21 protein-coding genes and 1 pseudogene are annotated in these 23,603 nt (G+C 69.0%); 12 read left to right on the top strand and 10 right to left on the bottom strand.

From position 1 onward, the window contains the following. Positions 1-22 precede the first annotated feature (22 nt). The 5 genes and pseudogenes from O7627_RS25620 to O7627_RS25600 all read left to right on the top strand — a co-directional run bounded on the left by O7627_RS25620 (position 23) and on the right by O7627_RS25600 (position 9,571). Positions 23-6,829 carry a polymorphic toxin-type HINT domain-containing protein gene (locus O7627_RS25620; RefSeq protein WP_278096027.1) on the top strand — a complete coding sequence of 2,269 codons (6,807 nt, stop codon included), beginning with the start codon at positions 23-25 and terminating at the stop codon, positions 6,827-6,829. A 3-nt stretch (positions 6,830-6,832) separates the two neighbouring features. Further along, entirely contained in the window at positions 6,833-7,348 is a 516-nt protein-coding gene (locus tag O7627_RS25615) for a hypothetical protein (protein WP_278096026.1), read from the top strand. Positions 7,349-7,656: 308 nt separating this feature from the next. Continuing rightward, positions 7,657-7,804: pseudogene (locus tag O7627_RS25610) on the top strand (LuxR C-terminal-related transcriptional regulator); the annotation flags it as partial. Between the two features lie 88 nt (positions 7,805-7,892). Further along, a complete protein-coding gene (locus O7627_RS25605; protein WP_278096025.1) occupies positions 7,893-8,564 on the top strand; it encodes a DUF2306 domain-containing protein in 672 nt (223 codons plus the stop codon). Beyond that, positions 8,561-9,571 (top strand): NAD(P)-dependent alcohol dehydrogenase, encoded by a 1,011-nt coding sequence (locus O7627_RS25600; protein WP_278096024.1) that lies wholly within the window; start codon positions 8,561-8,563, stop codon positions 9,569-9,571. Before O7627_RS25605 ends, O7627_RS25600 begins: the two co-directional genes overlap by 4 nt. Positions 9,572-9,620: 49 nt before the next feature. On the opposite strand, the gene O7627_RS25595 is transcribed toward O7627_RS25600, so the two are convergent. From O7627_RS25595 to O7627_RS25570, 6 genes are all read right to left on the bottom strand, one after another. Continuing rightward, entirely contained in the window at positions 9,621-10,427 is an 807-nt protein-coding gene (locus O7627_RS25595) for an SAM-dependent methyltransferase (RefSeq protein ID WP_278096023.1), read from the bottom strand. 161 nt (positions 10,428-10,588) lie between these two features. Beyond that, positions 10,589-10,753: a hypothetical protein gene (locus O7627_RS25590; protein ID WP_278096022.1), complete on the bottom strand. Its 165-nt coding sequence runs from the start codon at positions 10,751-10,753 to the stop codon at positions 10,589-10,591. A 134-nt stretch (positions 10,754-10,887) separates the two neighbouring features. After that, positions 10,888-11,169 carry a hypothetical protein gene (locus O7627_RS25585; protein ID WP_278096021.1) on the bottom strand — a complete coding sequence of 94 codons (282 nt, stop codon included), beginning with the start codon at positions 11,167-11,169 and terminating at the stop codon, positions 10,888-10,890. Positions 11,170-11,254: 85 nt separating this feature from the next. After that, positions 11,255-12,469, bottom strand: a complete 1,215-nt coding sequence (locus O7627_RS25580) for a helix-turn-helix transcriptional regulator (RefSeq protein WP_278096020.1) — start codon at positions 12,467-12,469, stop codon at positions 11,255-11,257. A 201-nt stretch (positions 12,470-12,670) separates the two neighbouring features. Then, a complete protein-coding gene (locus O7627_RS25575) occupies positions 12,671-14,359 on the bottom strand; it encodes a sodium:solute symporter family protein (RefSeq protein WP_278096019.1) in 1,689 nt (562 codons plus the stop codon). Continuing rightward, entirely contained in the window at positions 14,356-14,637 is a 282-nt protein-coding gene (locus O7627_RS25570; protein WP_347404717.1) for a DUF4212 domain-containing protein, read from the bottom strand. Before O7627_RS25570 ends, O7627_RS25575 begins: the two co-directional genes overlap by 4 nt. Before the next feature lie 398 nt (positions 14,638-15,035). Between O7627_RS25570 and O7627_RS25565 the strand changes: the two genes are divergently transcribed. The 3 genes from O7627_RS25565 to dusB all read left to right on the top strand — a co-directional run bounded on the left by O7627_RS25565 (position 15,036) and on the right by dusB (position 17,772). Then, a complete protein-coding gene (locus O7627_RS25565; RefSeq protein WP_278096017.1) occupies positions 15,036-15,449 on the top strand; it encodes a hypothetical protein in 414 nt (137 codons plus the stop codon). A 223-nt stretch (positions 15,450-15,672) separates the two neighbouring features. Continuing rightward, positions 15,673-16,599, top strand: coding sequence for an NADP-dependent oxidoreductase (locus O7627_RS25560; RefSeq protein WP_278096016.1), 927 nt, complete (start codon positions 15,673-15,675; stop codon positions 16,597-16,599). 48 nt (positions 16,600-16,647) lie between these two features. After that, entirely contained in the window at positions 16,648-17,772 is a 1,125-nt protein-coding gene (gene dusB, locus O7627_RS25555) for a tRNA dihydrouridine synthase DusB (protein ID WP_278096015.1), read from the top strand. 16 nt (positions 17,773-17,788) lie between these two features. On the opposite strand, the gene O7627_RS25550 is transcribed toward dusB, so the two are convergent. Further along, positions 17,789-18,208 carry a PIN domain nuclease gene (locus O7627_RS25550; RefSeq protein ID WP_278096014.1) on the bottom strand — a complete coding sequence of 140 codons (420 nt, stop codon included), beginning with the start codon at positions 18,206-18,208 and terminating at the stop codon, positions 17,789-17,791. Next, on the bottom strand, positions 18,205-18,423 hold the full coding sequence (locus O7627_RS25545) for a type II toxin-antitoxin system VapB family antitoxin (RefSeq protein ID WP_278096013.1): 219 nt from the start codon (positions 18,421-18,423) through the stop codon (positions 18,205-18,207). The genes O7627_RS25550 and O7627_RS25545 overlap by 4 nt, the downstream gene beginning before the upstream one ends. A gap of 136 nt (positions 18,424-18,559) precedes the next feature. On the opposite strand from O7627_RS25545, the gene O7627_RS25540 reads away from it, so the two are divergent. The 4 genes from O7627_RS25540 to O7627_RS25525 all read left to right on the top strand — a co-directional run bounded on the left by O7627_RS25540 (position 18,560) and on the right by O7627_RS25525 (position 20,949). Beyond that, positions 18,560-18,814 (top strand): type II toxin-antitoxin system VapB family antitoxin, encoded by a 255-nt coding sequence (locus O7627_RS25540; protein ID WP_278096012.1) that lies wholly within the window; start codon positions 18,560-18,562, stop codon positions 18,812-18,814. Continuing rightward, a complete protein-coding gene (locus O7627_RS25535; RefSeq protein WP_278098433.1) occupies positions 18,814-19,233 on the top strand; it encodes a PIN domain nuclease in 420 nt (139 codons plus the stop codon). Before O7627_RS25540 ends, O7627_RS25535 begins: the two co-directional genes overlap by 1 nt. A gap of 216 nt (positions 19,234-19,449) precedes the next feature. Further along, positions 19,450-20,340: a signal peptidase I gene (lepB, locus tag O7627_RS25530; protein ID WP_278096011.1), complete on the top strand. Its 891-nt coding sequence runs from the start codon at positions 19,450-19,452 to the stop codon at positions 20,338-20,340. A gap of 54 nt (positions 20,341-20,394) precedes the next feature. Next, the gene (locus O7627_RS25525; RefSeq protein ID WP_278096010.1) at positions 20,395-20,949 is read left to right on the top strand and encodes a hypothetical protein; all 555 of its coding nucleotides are present in this window, start codon (positions 20,395-20,397) and stop codon (positions 20,947-20,949) included. Between the two features lie 66 nt (positions 20,950-21,015). On the opposite strand, the gene O7627_RS25520 is transcribed toward O7627_RS25525, so the two are convergent. Beyond that, positions 21,016-22,881: a S8 family serine peptidase gene (locus O7627_RS25520; RefSeq protein ID WP_278096009.1), complete on the bottom strand. Its 1,866-nt coding sequence runs from the start codon at positions 22,879-22,881 to the stop codon at positions 21,016-21,018. 404 nt (positions 22,882-23,285) lie between these two features. After that, positions 23,286-23,414: a hypothetical protein gene (locus O7627_RS25515; RefSeq protein ID WP_278096008.1), complete on the bottom strand. Its 129-nt coding sequence runs from the start codon at positions 23,412-23,414 to the stop codon at positions 23,286-23,288. Positions 23,415-23,603 lie beyond the last annotated feature (189 nt).

The following is a 23,603-nucleotide window of genomic DNA, read 5'->3' as shown; positions in this document are numbered from 1 at the left end:
CGTCCGGCCCTCTGGAGTGGTGATGAGTTCCCGGTTAGTGGTTCTGACCCCGTCCCGCCGTCGACGGCTGACCGCTGGCGTCACCTGGGCGACGGCGATCGTCGTCGCAGCCAGCCTGCTGCAGGGGGTGGAGAGCCCGGCCCGGGCCGAGTCCCACGAGGCGCCGACGGTCCAGCGGCAGAAGAAGCCGGCGCCGGACCGTCCGGCGGCCCCGATACCGCCCCGCGAGTCGAACCCGGTGGTGCAGGCGGCGCTGCGTACGGCGCCGGAGGTGAAGTGGCCGGAGGCCGGGACGGTGGAGGTCCCGGTGACACCGGTTACCGGCTCGACCGGGGCCGCCGGGCGGTCGGCAGGCACCGCACCGCCGGCCAAGGTGCGGGTGCAGACCCTCGACCGGTCGGTCTCGACCCGGGCCAGGGTCGACGGCCCGGTGACCCGGATCGGCCGGGCCGCCGGCGAGACCGGCTCCGGCACGGTCCGGCTGCCGCTGAGCTACGCCGGGATCGCCGACGCGTACGGCGGTGACTTCGGCGCCCGACTGCGGCTGGTCCGGCTGCCGGAGTGCGCGCTGACCACGCCGGACGCGCCGACGTGTGCGCCGGAACCGGTGCCGGCGGTCAACAACGCCGGAGCGGACACTCTCACCGCGACAGTCGAAGTCGGCGCTGGCACCGAACTGTTCGCCATGGTCGCGTCGGAGAGCTCCGCGCAGGGCAGTTACGGCGCCACCGAGTTCGCGCCGTCGTCGAAGTGGAACGTATCGCCGTCGTCCGGCGCGTTCAACTGGTCGTACCCGATGCGGGTTCCCCCAGTGCCGGGCGGGCTGGCTCCGTCGGTGGTGCTCGGCTACAACTCCCAGTCGACCGACGGGCGGACCGCGACCACCAACAACCAGGGCTCCTGGCTGGGTGAAGGCTTCAGCTACGAGCCCGGGTACGTCGAGCGCCGCTACAACACCTGCCTCGACGACGGTCACGACGCGATGGGTGACCTGTGCTGGGCGCACGACAACGCCGTCCTGATGCTCAACGGGCGGTCGAGTGTGCTGGTGCGCACCGGCGGCACGTGGCGGTTCGCCAACGACGACGGTTCCAAGATCGAACGGTTCAGCGGTCCGGTCGACGGCGCGGTCAACGGTGACAACGACCGCGAGTTCTGGAAGGTCACCACGGTCGACGGCACCGAGCACTACTTCGGGCTGAACCGGCTGCCCGGCTGGGCGTCCGGCAATCCGGAGACCGCCTCGGTGTGGACGGTTCCGGTCTTCGGCGACGACGTCGACGAGCCCTGCTACAACGCCACCCTCGCAAACGCGTGGTGCCAGCAGGGCTGGCGGTGGAACCTCGACTACGTCAAGGACCGGCACGGCAACGTCACCTCCTACTTCTACGAGCGGGAGACGAATCACTACGCGCTGCGGGCGCGGACCAACGTCGACGGCACCGAGTACCACCGGGGTGGTTGGCTCAAGCGGATCGACTACGGCCAGCGGCACAACGCCGTCTACAGCACCCCGGCCGCGGCCCGGGTGGTCTTCACCGACGCGGAGCGCTGCCTGCCGAGTGGCAGCGTCACCTGCGCGCCGAGCCAGCTCAACAACAACACCGCCAACTCCTGGCCGGACGTGCCGTGGGACCGCAACTGTGCCGCCGAAACCCACTGCGCAATCGGCCAGTCGTCGCCCAGCTTCTGGACCCGCAAACGGGTCACCCAGATCACCACCGAGATCCGCTCCGGCAGCGACTGGACGCCCGTCGACTCGTGGAACCTGACCCACCTGTTCACCAACAACGCCGACGGCAGCCGGTCGCTGTGGCTGCACAAGATCGACCACCAGGGCCGTTACGGCGGCGGCGACCCGCTGACCGTACCCTCGGTCGAGCTGGGTCCGTTGCAACTGCCCAACCGAATCGACATCCCTGGCGACAACATCACCGGGCTGATCCGCCCCCGGCTGACCACCGTCTACACCGACTCCGGCGGCCAGGTCGACGTCACGTACAAGGCGCCGGACTGCTCGGCGAGCTCGCTGCCGACCGAGGGCAACAGCACCCGCCGCTGCTATCCGCTGAAGTGGTCGCCGAGTGGTGAGGCGAACCCGGTCACCGACTGGTTCCACAAGTACGTCGTCGAGTCGGTCAGCGAGTCCGACCGGACGAACGTCGAGCCCGGCACCGCGCTAGCCCCGGACATGGTGACCAGCTACGAGTACCTCGGTGACGCCGCCTGGCGGCACGCCGACCCGGACGGTATCGGCGAGACGAAATATCTGACCTGGAACCAGTGGCGCGGCTACGAGAAGGTGCGGGTCCGGCGCGGCAACGGTCAGACCACGACCACGCTGACGGAGCACACCTACCTGAGGGGCATGCACGGCGACAAGCGGCCGGGCGGCGGCACCCCGCCGGTCACCCGTACCGACTCGGTCGGCACCTCCTACACCGACCACGACGAACTCGCCGGCTTCGAGATCGAGACCGCCGTCTACAACGGCTCACAGGTCAGCAGCAAGTCGCTGACCAGCCCGTGGCGCTACGAGACCGCCAGCTACAGCCGGACGTGGGGCACCGAGCGTGCCTTCTTCGTCAAGCCGCGGGTCAGCCGGGGCTTCACCGCACTGGAGGGCGGTGGCTGGCGGGAAACCAAATCGGTCACCACCTATGACCCCGCGACCACCGGCTACACCGACCCGGTCGGCCGGGTGACTCAGGTGGAGGACCTCGGCGACGTCAGCACCCCCGCCGACGACAGGTGCACCCGCACCACCTACGCCGACAACCAGAGCCTGCGGCTGCGTACCCTGGTCGCCCGGGAGGAGACCGTCTCCGTCGCCTGCTCGGTCGCCAACCCGGACCGGGCCACCCAACTGCTGGTCGACAACCGGACCTCGTACGACGGTCAGGCGTACGGCGCGACGCCGACCAGAGGCAACGCCTCCCGTATCGAGAAGCTCGGCACCCACAATGGTGCCGCCGCCAGTTACGTCACCGTCGGCGAAGGTACCTTCGACGCGTACGGCCGGCCGTTGACGGCCCAGGACGGGTCCGGCGCGGTAACCAACATCGCATACACCGAGACCAACGGCCTGACCACCCGCAAGACCGAGACCGGGCCACAGATCCGGGTCGGCACCGCCGACACCCGGTTCGTCGCGACCACCGACTACCACCCGGCGTGGGGCGTGCCGGTCACCCAGACTGACTGGAACGGCAAGCGCACCGACATCGACTACGACAAACTCGGTCGTGCCGTCCGGGTCTGGCTGCCGGACCGGCCGAAGGCGAGTACCCCGGGCCAGCCGAGCGTCCGGTACACCTACAAGAACCAGGACAACGCGCCGGTCTCGGTCAAGACCGAGCGACGTGACAATGCCGGCAACTGGGTCCCCGAGTTCACCATCTACGACGGTTTCCTACGGCCCCGGCAGATCCAGGTGCCCGGTCCGGACGGTGGCCGCCTCGTCTCGGAGACCTTCTACAACGCGACCGGTCAGGTGGCGAAGCTCAACGACAAGTTCTACGCCGCCGGCGCGGCCGCTGACACGCTGCTGAAGACCGTCAACGGCGACGTCGACCTGCAGACCGTGTACGTGTACGACGGCGTGGACCGGGTCACCAACACCATCACCCAGGTCGCCGGGCAGGAGAAGTGGCGCACCGTCACCTCCTACGGCGGTGACCGGGTGCACGTCGACCCGCCGGCCGGCGGTACTCCGACCACCACCATCACCGACGCTCGCGGCCAGGTCCGCGAGTTTAGGCAGTACCACGGCGGCGAGCCGAGCGGCGCTCACGACAGCACCACCTACACGTACACCCCGGCCGGTCAGCAGGCCAGCGTCACCGACCCGGCCGGCAACTTCTGGACCTACGCGTACGACCAGCGGGGCCGCAAGGTCGAGGCGGTCGACCCGGACAGCGGGACCAGCACCTTCACCTACAACGACTACGACCAGTTGACGTCCACCACGGACGGTCGTGGGGTTACGCTCAGCCACACCTACGATGTGCTCGGCCGCAAGACCGGTACCTACCAGGGCTCGGTCGCCACCGGCACCAAAATCGCCGAGTGGGGCTACGACACGGTAGCCAAGGGGCAGCTTTACTTCGCCACCCGGATCGTCGACGGCGGCCACAAGTACCACACCATCTACGTCGCGCGGGACGCCTTCTACCGGGTGCAGCGGGTCCACTACTCGATCCCGGCAGCCGACACGCACCCGGAACTTGCTGGGTCGTACCAGTTCAACACGCAGTACAACAGCGACGGCACCGTACGAAGCTCCGGCTTCCCGGCAAGCGGCGGACTGCCGGGTGAAAGCATCGCGTACACGTACGACGACCTGCAGCGGGTCACCCAGATCACCGGGCATCAGACGTACCTCAGCCGGGCCGAGTACGCGCAGACCGGTGAGCTGCTGCAGGCGGAGAGCAGCGCCGGCAGCCGCAAGGTTTACGGCACCTACTTCTACGAGGAGGGCACCAACCGGCTTGCCCGGTCGATGCTGAGCCGGCAGGCGTTCGCGGGTGAGAACCCGATGGTGCCGACCAGTGACATCGACCAGCGCTACAGGTATGACGACGCCGGCAACCTGCTGTCGATCGCGGACACCCCTGGTTCCGGCACTCGGGACATCCAGTGCTTCCAGTACGACTACCTGCGCCGGATGACGAGGGCGTGGAGCACCGGGAACACGGCGACGGACCCGTGTGCGGGCGGTCCGGGCACCAGCGGTGTGGGCGGTCCCGCGCCGTATCACCACTCGTACGGCTATGACCTGGCCGGCAACCGGCTCAGCGAGACGATCCACGCCGCGGGCGGGGCGAGCGAGGTGGAGCGGACGTATTCGTATCCGCAGCCGGGTCAGGCGCAACCGCACACGTTGTCGCAGGTGGTCGAGGAGACGTCGGCCGGGGACCGGTTGTACTCGTACGAGTACGACGACGCCGGGAACACGACGAAGCGGGTGCGGGTCGGCGAGGAGCAGGACCTGGTCTGGAATGCCGAGGGTCGGCTGGCGTCGGTGACCGAGGGCGGGCAGACCACCAGTTACGTCTATGACGCTGATGGTGCCCGGCTGGTCCGTAAGGATCCGGATGCGATCACGGTCTACCTGCCGAACATGGAGTTGAAGCTCAACCGTTCCAACTCGGTGGTCGACGGCACCCGCTACTACCCGGTCGGTGGGCAGTTGGCTGTGGTGCGCACGGTCATGGGTGTGCAGGTGCAGGCGGCGGATCATCACGGTACCGGCCAGGCGGGCGTAAATGGTTCGACGGGGCAGGTCACGCATCGGCGGATGGCGCCGTTCGGTACGCCGCGTGGGAGTCAGCCGGGGGTCGGGCAGTGGTTGGGTGAGAAGGGCTTCGTCGGTGGTACGCAGGACGCTTCGACGGGTCTGACGAGCCTGGGTGCGCGGGAGTACGACCCGCAGACGGGTCGGTTCATCTCGGTGGATCCGATCATCGACGTGAATGATCCGCAGCAGATGCACGGGTACGCGTATGCGAACAACTCGCCGATGTCGTTCACCGACCCGGACGGGTTGAGGCCGCTCGCGACCGGTGGTGGCGCGGAGGAGGACAAGTACTGGGAGGACCGGGGTGAGAAGCTCACCCAGGGTTCCGACGGCAAGTGGAAGGTCGGCTCGAACGGGAAGAAGCGGCCGTCCGAGCCGCCGGAGGTGACGCGGGCGCGTCAGGCGGTAGAGCATGCGAAGCAGACCGTCATCGCGGTGGCGAAGGAACTCGGCCAGATCCTGATGGACGAGTTGGGGATCACTGATGCGGTCGACTGTTTCATCGACGGTGACATGGGTGCCTGTGCCGCGACCGCCTTGAACGTGGTGATGACCGCGGTCGGTGGCGCGGTCGGGAAGCTGGTGGGCCGGTACGCGTTCAAGTTGGACAAGCTCAAGGATCTTGGTGAGCGGCTGTGGAATCTTGGCGGCCGGTTGAAGGATTCTGTGGCTAAGTGGATGAACGGGCGTCGGGTTCTTGACCGGGCACAGAGCGCTGCTCCTGATTGCAATAGTTTTGTGCCGGGCACACTGGTGCTGCTCGCGGATGGGTCGACCAAGCGGATCGAGGAACTCGACGTCGGTGATCTGGTGGTCGCCGCGGACCCGGAGTCTGGTGAGACGGCTGCGAAGCCGGTCGTTGCCACGATCATCGGGCATGGGCAGAAGAACCTGGTCGAGATCACCGTCGACACCGACGGCGACCGTGGGGAGGCCGAGGGTGTCTTGATCGCTACGGATGGTCATCCGTTCTGGGTGCCGGAGGTGGGTGAGTGGCTCGACGCCGGCGAGTTGTCCCCCGGGCAGTGGCTGCAAACCTCGGCTGGCACCTGGGTCCAGATCACCGCCGTCCGCGAGTGGACCGAGACCCGCACGGTCCACAACCTCACCATCGATGACATCCACACGTACCATGTACTCGCCGGCAACACCCCGGTGTTGGTTCACAACTGCGGTGGGACCGTATGGGACGACATCAAGGGCACCCAGCCAGAGGTTCCGGGCACCGGTGGAATGCCAAAGTCCTTTGAGATGGCTGCCGGTGATACCAAGGTTTGGGTGCACGGGAATGCAAGCAAGCACATCGCCGAATACGCTGAGAACATGACCAGCAGAGGTGCGAGCCCAGAAATGGTTAGACTGGGCACCCAGCAAAACCTTCGCAGCCTCCAGGCGGCTGTGGGTAAAGCTGGCCGGGGCGGTCTCGCCTATGACAAGCTCCTAAACGTCGGCGGATGGGAACTGAAGTTCGGCGCCCCTCGGCAGGCTGGCATGTTGCCGGCTCTTGTTCACGCGCGAATGGTGGGATGACGAATGATTAAGGTTGTGGGCCACTCGCCGTGCGCCGCGGCACAAATTCAGGCGGATCCCTGGATTCCGCTAATGGTGAACTGGCAGCTCGAAGGGGGTTCAGGGCTCTTGAATCTCTACATTCAAGGGACCAATGGTGGATACGTGGAAATGAGGGTAGACGAACGTTCGGGAGCCCTTGTGGAGCTTGTTGTAATTGATGCTCCGCCAGAAGTAGAGCAACGTTTCTCGGCACCCGAAGATTCGAAGAATCTTGGGACCGTGGTCCTTGACCGAGAGATGTGGGAATGGCGCGTTAACCCGGACTATGTGGAGCCGGCCAAGCGTGACGTGTCCATTCCTCAGCACCTTGCGTGGTCGATTCAGGGCGACAGCGTCTTTCTGCAATTTGGTGACTCGCAGGCGTCCTGGTTTGTGGGTTCGGGTGACACCAAATTCGCGATCTCGGAAGCCGGGGAACTCGTTTGCGTGGCAGTTCGGAGGCCGGAAGTAGAGCTCCCGCCTGACTATCCGGGCTGATTCGCAAGGGGATACTAGAGGAGATCAACAACGCGCAGAGTGACTGCCGTGCGTACAAGTCTGTCGTTGCGCGCCTGGGTTGCCGTCAGGGTTGCCGTCAGTGGCGAGTACGCATTCGCACCAATCGATTGACTGCCGTCGGTGCGGCGATCATGGCTGGCAAGATCACTCTGTCTGCCGCCCTCCGTCACCTTGGTGCGGCCGACGTCCTCGCCGGCCTGATCATCCTGACCTCCGTTGGGGCGATCGGCGCTGCGGTGGCGGTCCCGGGCTCGCCTGCGCCAGCTGGACCAGGTCAAACTTCTGCTAACAGTGAGATTGCCCGCGGAGCTGTTCATCACGCTGAGCACCGTGAAGACGCACATCGCCAGCCTGATGGCGAAGCTCGGCGCCCGGAACCGGGTCGAGATCGCGATGTGGGCGTACGAGACCCGCCGGGTGGGCCGCTCAGCCTAAAGTACGGTCCGGGCGCCCCTCCATCGGCCGGTGTGGTCGCGGCCCGTGGACCGATGAATCGGCACCGTCCGATCGCGACGATCAGTGCATGACGGCGAACCCCCGACGGCAGTGGCTCATCCCCACCGCGCTGATCCTGCTCACCCTGGTCCCGATGGTGGCCGGCTCGGTTCGGCTGGCCGAACTCTCCACCGGACCCGAGGTCACCGCGGACAACGCCCGCTACGTCGCCGACCCGCTGCCGGTGGTGCTGCACATCATCAGCGCGTGCGTGTACTGCGTACTCGGGGCCTTCCAGTTCATCCCCGGACCGCGCAGCCGCGGGCGGCGCTGGCACCGGTATTCCGGCCGGCTGCTCGTGCCCACCGGCATCCTGGCGGCGGTCACCGGGGTCTGGATGACGCTCGACTATCCGTCGCTGCCCGGTGACGGGCTGGCGCTGCTGCTGGTTCGGCTGGTGGTCGGCTCGGCGATGGTGGCGGCGATCGTGCTCGGGCTGGTCGCCGTCCGCCGCCGCCGGTTCGCCGAGCACCGGGCCTGGATGATCCGGGCGTACGCGATCGGCCAGGGCGCCGGCACCCAGGTCTTCACTCACCTGCCGTGGGCCATCCTCGTCGGCGAGGCGACCGGCACCCCACGGCTGGTGTTCATGATCGCCGGCTGGCTCATCAACGCCGTCTTCGCCGAATGGATCATCCGTCGCCGGCGCCGTCCGGCGGTGTCCACCCACCGTCCACTAGTTACCTTGGAGGCCCGATGAAGGCGATCGTCCAGGACCGGTACGGCTCGCCCGAGCTGCTGCGACTGCGCGACGTGGACCGGCCGGAACCGGCCGCGGACGAGATCCTGGTACGGGTGAAGGCGTCCTCGGTCAACGCCCGGGACTGGCACCTGCTGCGCGGCGACCCGCTGCTGGCCCGGCTGCTCGCGTCCGACTTCGGTTGGCGGGCGCCGAGGCGGCCCATCCGTGGCAGCGATGTGGCCGGCCAGGTGGTGGCGGTCGGCGCGGCGGTGACCCGGTTCCGTCCCGGCGACGAGGTGTACGCCGACGCCTGCGGGCCGGATGGCGCCTTCGCCGAGTACGTCTGCGTGCCGGAGCGGCAGGCCGACACCAAGCCGGCGCGGCTGTCGTTCGAGCAGGCCGCCGCCGTGCCGCTGGCCGGCGCGACCGCGCTGCTGGGGCTGCGCGACGTGGCGGGCCTGGTAGCCGGCCAGCGGGTGCTGATCAACGGCGCGTCCGGCGGGGTCGGCACCTTCGCGGTGCAGATCGGCCGGGCGATGGGTGCTGAGGTGACCGGGGTGTGCAGCACCCGCAACGTCGAATTGGTCGAGAAGCTCGGCGCGGACCACGTCGTCGACTACCGGCGGTCCGACTTCGTCGCCGCAGGGCCGCGCTACGACGTGGTCCTCGACCTGGTTGGCAACCGTGGTCTGGCCGAGTTGCGGTCGGTGTTGGTGCCGGGCGGCACGCTGGTGCTCTCCGGCGGCGGCACCTCGGGCGAGGGCCGACCCACGGTGGTGGGTCCGATGCGGCTGAGCCTGTGGGGGATGGCCCGGTCTGGGTTCGCCAGGCGGGACCGGATCCGGCAGCTCAACGTCGTACCGAAGGCGGAGACGCTGGCGGCGCTGCGGGGGCTCATCGAGCGCGGGGACGTCACCCCGGCCATCGACCGCAGCTTCCCGCTCGGCGAGGTCCCGGAGGCGATCCGCTACCTCGAACACGACCATGCCCGGGCCAAGGTCGTCATCACCGTCCACCAGGACTGAGAACGTGACCGACTTCCACCCGGGGGCTGACTGGGTCGCGCGGCTCGGTTCAGCCGATGCGGCCGACGCCGCCGAACAGGTAGACCTCCGGCTCGTCGGACTCCGGGTCGGGCCGCCACCGCGAGCAGGTGACGACGCCGGGGTCCAGCAGGTCCAATCCGTCGAAGAAGCGTTCGAGCTCCGTCTTCGTCCGGGCGCGGATCGGCGTACCGCCGCGCTCGGTGGTTTCCCGCATCACGCGCAGCATCGGCTCGCCGTGGATCTCCGCGGTGGAGTGGGTGAGCACCAGGTGGCTGCCGGTGGGCATCGCCCGCACCAGCTGCGCGACGGAGCCGTACGCCTCGTCGTCGTCCATGATGTGGTTGACGACGCCGAGCAGCATGAGCCCGATCGGCTGCGAGAAGTCGAGCGTCTGCCGCGCGGACGCGAGGATCGTGTCCGGCTGCCGCAGATCGGCTTCGAGGTAGGTGCAGCTACCTTCGGGCGTGCTGGTCAGGAGCGCACGCGCGTGCGCCATGACGAGCGGGTCGTTGTCGATGTAGACCACCCGGCAGTACGGGTCGAGGGACTGCGCGACCTCGTGGGTGTTGTCCGCCGAGGGGAGCCCGGTGCCGACGTCGAGGAACTGACGGATGCCGGCATCCTCGACGAGGAACCTGACCACGCGCTTGAGGAACGCGCGCTCGGACTTCGCCCCGACGGGGATGTCCGGGATGTGGGCGATCACCTCGTCGCCGGCGGCCCGGTCGACCGCGAAGTTGTCCTTGCCGCCGAGCCAGTAGTTCCAGATCCGCGCCGAGTGCGGGACCGTGGTGTCCAGCTTGGAGTTGGGGGGCAGCTCCCGGTCCTCTGTCATGCCGGCATTCTTCCGCACCGAAGCAGCGGCGCGACAAGCGGGGCACCGGCCCGACGGCACGAATCCAGGCATTCCGCACCCTGCCCGTCTCAAGATCGTGGCGTACTGAACCGTTGATAGCGGCGATTCCACCAGCTCGGTGCGCCTTGATCATGCGGTGCTCACCGCACTTCGATGTCTACGGTCCGGCCGTCGGACGTGGAGACGGTCGCGATTCCGTGCTGGTCGGCGTAGCGGCGTAGCAGCCGCATGATCCTGATCGCGCGGTTGATGGCGTCGGTCTTGTTGGTCCCGCCGTCGTCGAGCAGCTCGTCGAGGGCGGCCACGGTGCCCGGCGTGAGGTTTATGGTGATCCGGGAGAGATCGGCGGGCCTGCGTCGCTGGTCGTGACGGCGACTCTGGTTGACTCGGCGGCGTTCACCGGGTCGTCCGGCTGGCGTGATCCCTGGTCCGCCGCTGGTCACGGCACGTCCTGTTCGTCCGGGTCGAAGGCGACCAGGCCCCACGTTTGGCGTACGCGGTTGAGGATGAGGGCGGCGGTGGCGTCCTCGCGTCCGTCCTGGTCGGTCAGCAGGCAGTAGCCGGAGCCGGTGTCCCAGAGTCGCCAACGTTCGTCGGAGGGCACCCGGATCTCCAGCCCGGAGCTGCCTCCGGTGTCCAGCCATACGGTCACCGGATCGTCGGCCGGTGGCAGCGGAGTGGGCACCACCACGGGCACCCACGGCGGTCGCAACAGGCTCACAGGCAGCTCCACGTCATGCCACGACGCTACGTAGCCTGTCGGTGGCGAAGAGGTACCTGGAGTATCTGGTGACGCGATGTAACCCTTACCGATCCACTCCGACCCGGGTGGCCAATTCGGCCGCCTCGGCGCGGATCGACGCGGGGCCTTCGTCGGCCAGGCGGGTCAGCATGTCCCGAGCGGCCGGTGAGTAGCGGACCGTCTCCGGCGATGTCGCGTCCGCCCGTTGGAGCAGGTGCAGAGTGGCCTCGCGGGCGCCTTCCAGATCAGCTCCGCGGGCCAGCTCCACGTAGTGCCGGCCACGCCTCTCGGTGGACGGGATCGACTGCGGATCGAGCGAGTGCGCCCGCCGCTGGGCCTCGTCCGGATCACCGAGATCCACCGCGCACATCACCGCGTAGACGTCCACCAACGGCCGCGAGACCCGGGTACGCAAACCAACGTAGTCGGCGGGAAGTACCCGGTGCACCAGATCATGGGCGGTCTGCCAATCGGCCCAGGCGCTCTGGTCGCCGGTCCGGGCGCGGGTGAGAGCGGTGCACAGGTGCAGGTCGGCCAGCGTTTCCGCGTACTCCATGGGGCCTTCCGCCACGCGGGGCTCGACGAGGCTCCGGGCCTCGGCGAGCCTGGCCAGCGCCTCGTCCCCGCGCCCCACCGCTCGGAGCAGGTGCGCGGCGTACCAACTCGCCTGAGCGATCGCGAGCGGGTCGTCGGCGTCGAGGGCCGCGGTCATGCCCCGGTCCACCGTCAACCAGCACAGCTCCCGGTCACCGTGCCAGGCCAGGTACGCCTGCGCGAGATGGTACGACTGCGCCAGCATCGCCAGCGCCGAGCGCCGGTCGGGACCGGTGTGCAGGCGGGCGGCTCGTTGCGTGCTGTCGAGGAGTCCAGGCAGGATCGCGCCGATCTCGGAGCGCTGGTGGCGTGAGGTGTGCCAGGTCTGCCAGGCCGAGTCGATGGCGCCGCGCAGATAGTCCGGGGTGGCCGGATCCCCGGCGACGGTGACATGCCAGGCGGTCAACGCCTTGCGGACATCCTCAACGCCAGGGTGCGTGGGTCGCCCGTCCAACGACAGCGACACGGACGGGCCGAACAACTCGCCGAGATCGCGTACGCCAAGGTGCGGGGCGATCTGCTGAGCCGCCCGCAACGTCAGCGAGCGGCGCCCGGTCTCGATGAACTTGACAGTGGTCGGTGAGAGACCGGCCAATCCGGCGAGCCGTTCCCGGGACAACCCCGCCGCCCGACGAAGCCGTTCGACGCGTTTGCCCGGCGTCGGTTGCTGCACTGGCTCGGACATGGCACCTCGCTCAGTGGTGGGGGTACATCGTGTACCTCATGACGCTACGCGTGGTCAGGCTCACGCACCAGAGTGATGTCACATGTCGTGCTGCCTCAACTCCAGACGGTTGGCGGATCCGGGGATGAGCAGGCGGACCGGCCGCCGGTCCCGTCGTCATTGACGGGTCCGGCGGCCGGCGCTGGTTGGCGAGGTACGGGGTCAGGCCGCGTCGGGGGTGCTGGCGGCGGTCACCTCCCGGCGGGAGGCGGCCGGGTAGCGGATGCTCTCCACCATCTCGGAGATCTCGGCCGGTGGCGGTGCCGTCGCCTTCGACACCGCGATGGTGACGATGAAGTTGACGATGGCGCCGATGGTGCCGATGCCCTCCGGGCTGATGTCGAAGATGTGGTCGTTGGCCGCTGTGCCGAACACCTCCAGGGTGTAGATCATGTAACTGGCGGTGAACAGCATGCCGGTGATCATGCCGGCCGCCGCGCCGGTGGCATTACATCGTTTCCAGAAGATGCCGAGCACGATGACCGGGAAGAAGCTCGCCGCTGCCAGGCCGAACGCGAAGGCGACCACCTGCGCAACGAAGGCCGGCGGGTTGATGCCGGCGTAGATCGAGATCAGCACCGCGACGCCCATGGCGATCCGGCCGGCGAGCAGCCGCTGCTTGTCGGTCGAGTCCCGCTTGACCCGGCGGAAGTACAGGTCGTGCGAGAACGCCGACGAGATCACCAGTAGCAGACCGGCGGCGGTGGACATCGCCGCCGCCATGCCACCGGCCGCCACCAGACCCACGATCGGCGCCGGCAGGCCGGCGATCTCGGGGCTGGCCAGCACCAGGATGTCGTTGTTGACGATCAGGTCCGCCCCGGAGGCCGGGTTGTTGCTGACCGTCTGGATGGTGTCGACCCCATCGCCGTACGTGACGAGGCCGGTCGCCGCCCAGTTCTCGATCCACCGCGGCAGTTCGCTGACGGCCACGCCGTTGACGTCCTGCAGCAGGTTCAGCTTGGTGAACGCGCCCACCGCCGGAGCGGTGGTGTAGAGCAGCGCGATGAAGAACAGCGCCCAGAACGCCGAGTAGCGCGCGCCCCGGACGGTCTTCGTGGTGTAGAACCGCACGATCACGTGCGGCAGACCGGCGGTGCCGATCATCAGCGACATCGTCACCAGGAAGACGTCGATCTGTGGCCGGGCCGCGAACGCCTGGGTGAACTCGTTCAGCCCCATCTGCACGCTGATCACGTTCAGCTCGTCGAGGATCTGCCCGAAGGTGATCTGCGGGATCGGGAAGCCGGTCATCTGCTGGGCCACCGCCACGGCGGGGATCAGGTAGGCGATGATCAGCACCGTGTACTGGGACACCTGGGTCCAGGTGATGCCCTTCATCCCGCCGAGCACCGCGTACGCCCCGATGATCACGGCGGCGACGATGACGCCGCCGGTGATGTCGAGGCCGAGGAACCGGCTGAAGACGATGCCGCCGCCGCGCATCTGCCCGACCACGTAGGTGAACGAGATGATGATCGCGGCCACGGCGGCGACCGTCCGGACGGTTTCCGAGTACCGGTCACCGACGAACTCCGGCACCGTGAACTTGCCCCACTTACGCAGGTAGGGCGCGATCAGCAGGGCCAGCAGCACGTAGCCGCCGGTCCAGCCCATCAGGTAGATGGCGCCGTCCGATCCGAGGAACGCGATCAGACCGGCCATCGAGATGAACGACGCGGCCGACATCCAGTCCGCGGCGACGGCCGCGCCGTTGGCGACCGTCGGGATGCCCTGGCCGGCCACGTAGAAGCCGGCTGTCTCCTTCACCCGGCTGCGCCAGGCGATGGTGAGGTAGATGCCGAAGGTCAGGACGATGAAGACGAGCGTCCAGCTCTGGATCTGGGTCACTTGACGCTCCCTTCGACCTGCTCATCGACGCCGTACTCCTTGTCCAGGCGGTCCATCATCTTCGCGTACACGAAGATGAGGATCACGAAGACGTAGATCGATCCCTGCTGGGCGAACCAGAAGCCGAGCGGGTAACCGGCGATGACGATCTCGTTCAGCGGCTTGATCAGCAGAATGCCGAAGCCGAACGAGACGACGAACCAGATGCTCAGCAGGATCACCATGAGTCGGAGGTTGCGGCTCCAGTACTCCCTGCGCCAGCTGTTCTCCGGAGGCACCGGTGGAGTTGGTGGCGGTTCACCGCCATCGGTGGTTTTATCGGGCGTTGTGTCGGTCATATCGGGGGGCCTCCTAGTCGTTATGGGAGCGACGGTCCGTGCGCGGACCCGCGCCCCCGCGCGGCAGTCCTGCCCTCGGGTTGTGCTGTCAGTCACACCCGTGTTTGGGAGAGCGAACGCGAATCAGCCGGGCGGGGCAAGAGTCGATCTGTTAGCCGTTGCTCCGGGGCGGTGAGCGGTTCTTGAGCGTCCGTGGGCGGTCGGCCGGGGCGGAGAGTGCGAGATTCCGTCCGGATTTGCGGCTGTTCAGGGCTGTGACCTGGCCGTTTGTCGTCCGCAGTCGACCGCTCACCGATTGACGGGTGAGCCGTCGGGCCGCCAGCGCCTAGCATCCGGACATGGCTGACACCGCACCTACCGCCGCACCTGCCCGCCGGCGCGTCCTGCACGCTGGCAGCCTCGGCATGATCATCGGGGGCGTGTTGTCGTTCGTCGGCTCCCTGATGCCCTGGGTGATCACCCCGTTCGGGACGCTCTCCGGCACGGCCGGCCCCGGTCTCTGGACGCTCTCCGCCGGGTTCATCGCGATCGCGGGCGCACTCCTGCCGTACCGCAAGGTGGCCATCGCGCACGCCCTGGTGCCCGGACTGGCGGTGGCGGCCATCGTCGGCTGGCAGGTCGTCCGACTCCTCCAGCTCAGCTCCACAACGGACAGTTGGGGCCAACTGATGCCCGGCATCGGCCTGGTGATGGTCGCCGGCGGCGCGGTCGTCCTCATCCGCACCGGCGTCCGCCTCGTCTCGATGCGCTGACCCCGCCCGCCGCCCACCCCCGTTCGCCACGACGCGTCCATAGGCGACGCATCTACCCCGCCCGCCCTCCGCGATTCGGTCCAGAGCAAGTGTTGAGACGTCTTGTTGTCGCCCCAGTGACACCGCAGCGTCTCAACACGTTGTGTTCGAGGAGAGGTGCGGTTGTTGACTTGAAGCGTGGTTGAGGTCGCAGACTCCACCTGCGGACAGGAAGGGGAGTCCTATGCGAGCGGCGGCGCTGGTCGAGTACGGGGGTCCGGAGGTGCTCCGGCTGATGGATCTTGACGATCCGCGGACGGGGGCGGGGCAGGTCCGGGTCCGGGTGAAGGCGGCCGGGGTGCAGCCGTACGACATGTGGTTGCGTTCCGGCCGGCTCCCCTCGGGGGCCGCGCCGGGCGCGCCGGTGATCCTCGGCAACGAGTTCGCCGGGGTGGTGGACCAGGTCGGCGATCGCGTCACCGGGGTCCAGGTCGGCGACGAGGTGCTCGGCTTCGGCCGGCACGGCGGGTACGCCGAGCTGGTGGTCGTGCCGGCCGACCAGGTCGTCGCCAAGCCGCCGACGATGCCGTGGGAGGTGGCCGGCGCGCTCAGCGCCAGCGGGCAGACCGCGCACATCGCGCTGACGGAGCTGGGTGTCGGAGCCGGCGACACCGTGCTGATCCACGGCGCGGCCGGCGGGGTGGGCACCGTGGCGGTCCAGCTCGCCGTGCACTGGGGTGCCACCGTGATCGGCACCGCCCGGCCCGGCAACCACGACTACCTTCACGAGCTGGGAGCAACCCCCATCGCGTACGGGGAAGGGCTGCTGGACCGGATCCGGGCGGCGGCGCCGGACGGGGTGGATCACGTGCTCGACGCGGCGGGTGGGGAGGCGCTGAGCGTCTCGCTGGAGCTGATGTCCGACCCGAAGCGGATCCTCACCCTGGTCGAGCACGCCCGTGCCGACGAGCTGGGGGTCCGGGCCACCCCGCCCAACCTGCGGTCGGCGGCCCGACTCGCCGAGCTGGCCGACCTGCACACCCGGGGCAGGCTGCACATCCACGTACGCCGGATGCTGCCGTTGGAACGCGCGGCCGACGCCCACCGCGACCTGGCGACCCGGCACGGTCGCGGCAAGATCGTGCTCGTCACCGCCCCGCCGTCACGCTGAGACGATCCGCCTCCCGCCGCTGCCGATGCGGCGTGGGATGCTCGGGGGGTGGACGGGTTGTGGCTGGGTGGGCAGCGGGTGGAGCCGCCGGTGGTGTTGGCGCCGATGGCCGGCATCACGAATGTCGCGTTCCGGCGGCTCTGCCGGGAGCAGGGCGGCGGGCGGTACGTCTGCGAGATGATCACCACCCGGGCGCTGGTGGAGCGGAACCCGAAGACCCTGCACATGATCGCGTTCGCGCCCGACGAGCACCCCCGCAGCCTGCAGCTCTACGGCATCGACCCGGACGTCACGGCGGCGGCGGTGCGGATGGTGGTCGAGCAGGACCTGGCCGACCACATCGACCTCAACTTCGGCTGCCCGGTGCCGAAGGTGACCCGCAAGGGCGGCGGTGCCGCGCTGCCCTGGCGGCGCCGGCTCTTCGCCCGGATCGTGCGGGCCGCGGTGGCGGCCGCCGCCCCGGCCGGGGTGCCGGTCACGGTCAAGATGCGCAAGGGCATCGACGACGACCACCTCACCTACGTCGAGGCCGGGCTGGCAGCGCAGGAGGCCGGCGTGGCGGCGGTCGCCCTCCATGGGCGTACGGCGGCACAGCGCTACTCCGGCACCGCCGACTGGGACGCGATCGGCACCCTCAAGCAGGCCCTGGACGTGCCGGTGCTCGGCAACGGCGACATCTGGGAGGCCGACGACGCGCTGCGGATGGTGGCCCACACCGGGGCCGACGGCGTGGTCGTGGGCCGGGGCTGCCTGGGTCGGCCGTGGCTCTTCGCCGACCTGGCGGCGGCCTTCGCCGGCCGCCCCGAGCGCCGGCTGCCGGCGCTCGGCGAGGTGGCGGTGACCATGCGCCGGCACGCCGAGCTGCTGACCGACTGGCTCGGCGCCGAACGGGACGGCTGCACCGACTTCCGTAAGCACGTCGCCTGGTATCTGAAGGGCTTCCCGATCGGCAGTGACCTGCGCCGGGCACTGGCGATGATCTCCAGCCTGGCCGAGCTGGACGACCTGCTCGGCAAACTCGACCCGGCCGAGCCGTTCCCGGTGGCCGTACTCGGCCAGCCGCGCGGCCGGACCAACAGCCCCGGCAAGGTCTTCCTCCCGGACGGCTGGCTCGCCACCCGGGACGACGCCACCGTCCCCGACGGCGCCGAACTAGCCGACTCGGGCGGCTGAACCGATTTCGACCCGATCAGGACTGATCTGCCGGACGTTCATCGAGTCGGATCATCGCGATTCCAGGGCGGACCTTCGCGATCGAGTCGAAGTCGGCGTCAACGTGGAGCAGGGTCAACCTATGTTGCTGTGCGGTCAGGGCGATGACGATGTCGATCGGAGATGGCCCTCGGTGGTGTCCGATCCTGATCAGGTCACGCTGCACGGCGAGCACGTGCTTCCACGGATCATCCATCGTCGGGCACCAGCCAAAGGTACGGCGCAGAATCGCGAAGAACGCCTCGTAGTCGCGTTCCGCCCGCACGGACACCATGAGTTCGGCCTCGACGGGCGGGCAGAGCGCAACCAGACCTTGAGCAACATAACGGGGCCAAGGATCGGCGATCTGTCGGCGCAGGAGCCGCCAGGCAGCTGAGGTGTCGACCAGGTATGTCATCGACCGGTGCGCTCGTTCTCCTCCAGGACCTCGAAGTCGAGCACCAGGTCTGCGTTCTCCTGTAGCCAAGCGAGCCCACGGGCGCGATCGTCAGCACTGGTACCTGCCGCGATGGCAAGAGCTCGATTTATCGTCTCCCGCTTCGTCTTGGTGCCTAGTTGGCGTTGGGCGAGGGCGAGGGTCGCCTCGTCGAGGTCGATGACAGTGCGAGCCATGCGGGCCTCCTTGATATACCAGAAGGTGTAGAGATACAAAGTTAAGCATACCCTGGCCGGCGGGTTGCGCATTGGTGTTCTGCTAGACATGATCTTGGTGTCTTTGGCTAGACCCTTCTGGTGTATCCTATCCGGCATGACGCGCATCACGGTGGATGTCAATGATGAGTGGTTGGAGGCGGCCCGGGAGGTGCTCGGCACCGACACCAAGGTGGCGACCATCAACGAGGCGCTGCGTTCCTTCGCTGTCCGGCGGCGGGCTGTCGAGATCGTCTCGGCCCTCGACTCCGTGACGATGGACTACTCGGGTGCCCACGAGGCGTGGGGCTACGGCGGTGGCCGTGATCTGGGGGCGCTGGCCGAGGACGCGCGGGACGAGCGCGTGGCGTGATGGCCGGCGCGGTCTACCTCGCCGACACGTCGGTCTACGTCCTGCGGGGTCGGGACGCGGTGGTGCGGCGTCGATTCGAGTCGCTGCTCGCGGCCGGCCGGTTGGCCGCCTGCGAGATGACGGCGCTGGAATACCTGAACAACGCCCCCGACCCGAAGGGCTACGAGGTCGTCTGGGGTGCCCTACGGGGGCAGCGTTGGCTGGAGGTCACCACCGAGGCGATGGCGCGGGCGCTGGAGGTGCATCGCATGCTGGCGGCGCGTAGCCAGCACCGGCACTTCCGGCTGCCAGATCTGATCATCGCGGCCACCGCCGAGGTGCACGGCGCCACCGTGCTGCACTACGACGCCGACTACGACCGGATCGCGGCGGTGACGGATCAGCCGGTCGAATGGGTGGTGCCGAAGGGTTCGGTGTAACGACCAGCGGTCGATCTACCTAGGTAGACTTTCAAACTCTAGATAGGTAGAGGAGCTGCTGGAGACCCGCTGGGAGGAGCCGACGACGCCCGGCCGACCCGCCCGGCACGCGTACCGGCTCACCTCGGACGGGGCGGCGCTGGCCCGCGCCCGGGTGGCCGGGCGGACCCGCCGCTCGCCACTCCCGGGCACCGGCCCGGTGCTGGGCGGTGCGTCATGATCGCGGCGCACCCCGACCCGGCGACCGGTCCGAACACCGAGCGTTTCCAGCCGGTGAGGTCGCCTGACGAACCGGTGGCGCGGCGACTGGCCCGCGCGTCCCTGACCATGGCGGTCCGGGGTCGGACACCTGTCGTCCCGGCCACCGGCCCCATTGCCGGCTCGGCGGCAGGCGCCACCGCCACCGGCAGCGCCGCCGGCGGCCGGGGGTCGGTCTGGGGCGAGGCGGTCCTCGCCGAGTTCGAGGAGACCACCGGCGGTTGGGAGGCACTGCGCTGGGCGGCCAGTGGGGTCCGGATCTCGCTGCGGGAACGGCGCGGCGGACGCTCGTTGCTCGGCGCGGTCGGCGCCGCGCTCTGGCACCGGGGACCGCGACGGCGAACGCTTGTCGTCGCGCTGGCGACGGCCCTGCTGGCCGCGTTCGCGAACCAGTTCGTGGTCACCGTTCGGCATGTCCCGAGCATCTCGATGGAGACGACGCTGCTCGTCCACGACCGGGTGCTGGTCGACCGGGTCGCGTTCCGGCTGTTCGGGATCGAGCGCGGCGACGTGGTGATGGCGGAGCGCCGGATCGTCGATCCGACCTCCGCCCGCTCCGAATGGTTCGCCATCCGGGTGCTCGGCCTGGCCGGTGACGCCATCTTCTGCCGTGACGGCGACCTGTGGCGAAACGACGCCCTGGTGGACGAGCCCTATCTGGCCGCCGGCACCGTCACCGAGTGCGACCCGGTGACCGTGCCGCCGGGGCAGGTGTACCTGCTCGGCGACCATCGCGAGGCGGCCCAGGACTCCCGGCACTGGGGCCCGGCGGACGCCACCGGGATAGTGGGTCGGGTGCCGGCCCGGGTCTGGCCGGTGCTGCGGATCGGCCCGCTCGACCAAGGCTGACGGCGGGGCGGCCCGTCACGGCGGCGGCTTGACAGCCGCACGGAGAATGGCGCGATGATCACTGAGGCCACCACACCCCGGATAGTCGTCTCCGCCGAAGCGCTCGCCGAGGACGACGAGTCCACCGTCATGTCGTTCGTCTCCATTGTCGACGAGCTGCTGGAGCGGGGCATCGCCGACGGCGGGCTGGTCGACGGGGCGCTGGGGGCGTACTACACGGACGTCTACGCCGCGCAGGTCGTCAACGGCGGGTTCGCCCAGTTCCTGATCAACGGCGGGCACCGTCCGGACGTGCTCGCGGCCGTACGCGACTGTCTGCAGACCCTCGGCGCCGCCGCGCACGTGGCGATCTTCGACCGGTTCCACGCCGGCTGGACCGCCCTGACCGAGTCCGCTCGGGAGGAGTTTCTGGCCAGCCAACTGTTCGGCGACAACCCGACCCGGGACCGGCTGAACGAGCCGCTCGACGAATTCTTCGCGCTCAACGCCAGCGACCCGATCATGGACCGGCTGGCCGGCTGGCTGCGCGGCCACTCGGAGCTGTTGGTGTTGCCGCGGGCCCGGCTGGCCCGCTACGTCGCTGCCCGGGTCGCCGCAACCAACTCCTGACCGGCGCAAGGCGCGGGCCCCGCCGCGGCATCGCGACGGGGCCCGCGTCGGACCATTACGGACCGGTCAGGCGGTGGTGCAGGTGGAGCCGTTGAGGGTGAAGGTCGCCGGGTGCGCGGTGCCGTTGCCGATGCCGTTGAACCCGATGGTCGCCGTACCCTGCGGGACGAGCGTGCCGTTCCACGACAGCGACGTCGCGGTCACGTTCTGCCCGCTGGTGAGGTAGGTGGCGGACCAGCCGTTGGCGAACGAGTGGCCGGCCGGCAGCGCGAACGCCAGCGTCCAGCCGTTGATGGTGCTGGAGCCGGTGTTCTTGATGACGATCGTGCTGGTGAAGTTGCCGAATCCGCTGCTGTTGATGGTGTAGGTCACCTGGCAGGACCCGGTGGAGGCCGGCGGCGTGGTGAAGCTGACCGCCGAGGAGTACGCCGACGTGTTGCCGGCCGCGTCCTTGGCCCGCACCCGGAACTGGTACGCCGTGGAGGCGGTCAGCCCGGTGGCGGCGTACGAGTTGGTGGTGGGGGAGCCGACCGTGGCGAAGGCGCCGCCGCCGACCGAGCGCTGCACGTCGTATCCGGTGACGCCGACGTTGTCGGTCGAGGCGGTCCAGGTGAGCGAGGCCGAGGTGGCGGTCACGCTCGACGCGGTCGGGGTGCCCGGCACCGACGGTGCGGTGGTGTCCGGGGTGCCGCCGCCGTCCGGCTGGGTGTAGAGCAGGCGGTTCGGCGAGCCGGTGCCGACGCTGGTCAGCACGTTGGTGGTCGAGGCGGCGATCAGCGCCGCCTTGGCCTGGGCGAGGGTGGCGGTCGGGTTGGTCTCCAGGTGGCGGGCCACCCAGCCGGCGACGTGCGGCGCCGCCATCGAGGTGCCCGACCAGCCCGAGGCGACTGCGGTGTCGCTGGTGCTGCCGGCCGAGGTGATGCCGCTGCCGGGCGCGAAGATGTCCACGCAGGTGCCGAAGTTGGAGCTGGACCACCGGCTGTCGTCGCTGGCGCTGGCGCCGGTGACGATGCCGCGCGAGGAGCGCGGGTTGTTGCCGCAGGCGTCGGTGTTGTAGTTGCCGGCGATGAAGACCGGCAGCACCCCGGCGTCGATCATGTTCTCGGCCGCCGCGTTCACCTCGGTGCCGTAGTTCTGCAGGCTGAAGTTCGCCACCGAACGCGCGGGCGCGTTGGCGGCGACCCAGTCCATTCCCTCGATCAGGTCGGCGTTGGTGCCGTAGCCCTGGCAGTCGAGGACCCGGATGTCGCGGATCTGGGCGTTCTTGGCCACCCCGTACGACGTACCGCCGACGGTGCCGGCGACGTGCGTGCCGTGCCCGTGGCAGTCACCGGCGGTCGGGCCGGCGCCGTCGTTGACCGCGTTGTAGGCCCACTGGGCGCGGGTGCCGAAGTCGGTGTGGGTGGTCCGGATACCGGTGTCCACAATGTAGACGGTGGCGCCGGTGCCGGTGGTGTCGTAGCTGAACTGCGAGTTCAGCGGCAGGTTGCGCTGGTCGACCCGGTCGAGCCCCCAGGACGGCGGGTTGGGCTGCACCCCGCCGACGCTGCCGCCGCTGGCGGGCGCCGCCTCGATCGCCAGGAACCGGGAGTCGGCCCGGACGTAGTCCACGTTCGGGTTGGCGCGGACGGCGGCGAGCGCGTCGGCGTCCAGCTTCGCGGAGAAGCCGTCCAGCACGGTCGAGTAGCGGCGGATCTCCCGACCGCCGGCCCGCTCGGCCACCGTGGCGGGGTCACTGCCCGCGCCACCGACGGTCGGCCCATCCTTGAGTACGACGATGTAACCGCCGTTGGGCGTGCCGGCCTCGGCCGGCAGCAGTGGTGCGGGTGTGGTGGTCTGGGCGCTGGCCGGCGCGGTCGCCATCGTGGCCCCCACCACGACGGCGGCGGCTGCCGCGGCCACCCTGATGATGTGTCGACGCTGAACTGACATGGTCAGATCGTTCTCCTGAGGACTGTGCCGCCCGTACGGGTCATTTCGCCGCAAGCCTCAACGCGTGCGCCGACAACCCTTTTCGGGCGACCACTTCCAACATGCCGGTCTGGGACCGGCGGATCTGACGGTGTGCCCGGTCTGTCGACGCTGCCGGGGTCACCGGCGGTCGACAGGCCGGACCCAAGCGCGCCTCCCCCGTCTGTAGCAATTGGAGCACGCGGACATCGGTCGACCAATACCCAAGGCTGTCATGCATTCCCATGTGACGATGCAATTTCTCCGCAGCCTGGGCATCGGCTTTCGGTCACCCGCCGAAGATGGCACGCGTGACAACTCTCACGCCAGCCGTAATGTCTTCTCGGTCCGTTTTCGGTGGCGAGAGTTGTCGGGTTGGCGCGAATTCACGGGTTACCGCAGCATTCGTCGTCGGGTGAGCGGATCGACCAGGCCAGGAAGCGCGTCCACAATTCGGTGGCGCCCGGTGCCGCATCCTGGTTCAGTTTCAACAGGTCCCGGATCGCCTCGTGCATGCAGGTCGCCAGGAAGATGCGCAGCTCCGGGTGACGGCCCCGGTATTCGCGCAGCAGGCCGAGCCGGACGTTCCCGCACGGCCACGGCGCGGCACAGCATCGGCAGAGCCACAGCGGACGCAGTGGAGTGTGTGGACGACGCGGCGCCGGTCCGGGTGGACCGGTCGCGAAACGCCCCCGGTTGGACGG

It is taken from the genome of Solwaraspora sp. WMMD1047, assembly GCF_029626155.1.
Lineage (GTDB): Bacteria > Actinomycetota > Actinomycetes > Mycobacteriales > Micromonosporaceae > WMMD1047.
This window is presented reverse-complemented; position numbering and strand designations above follow the sequence as displayed.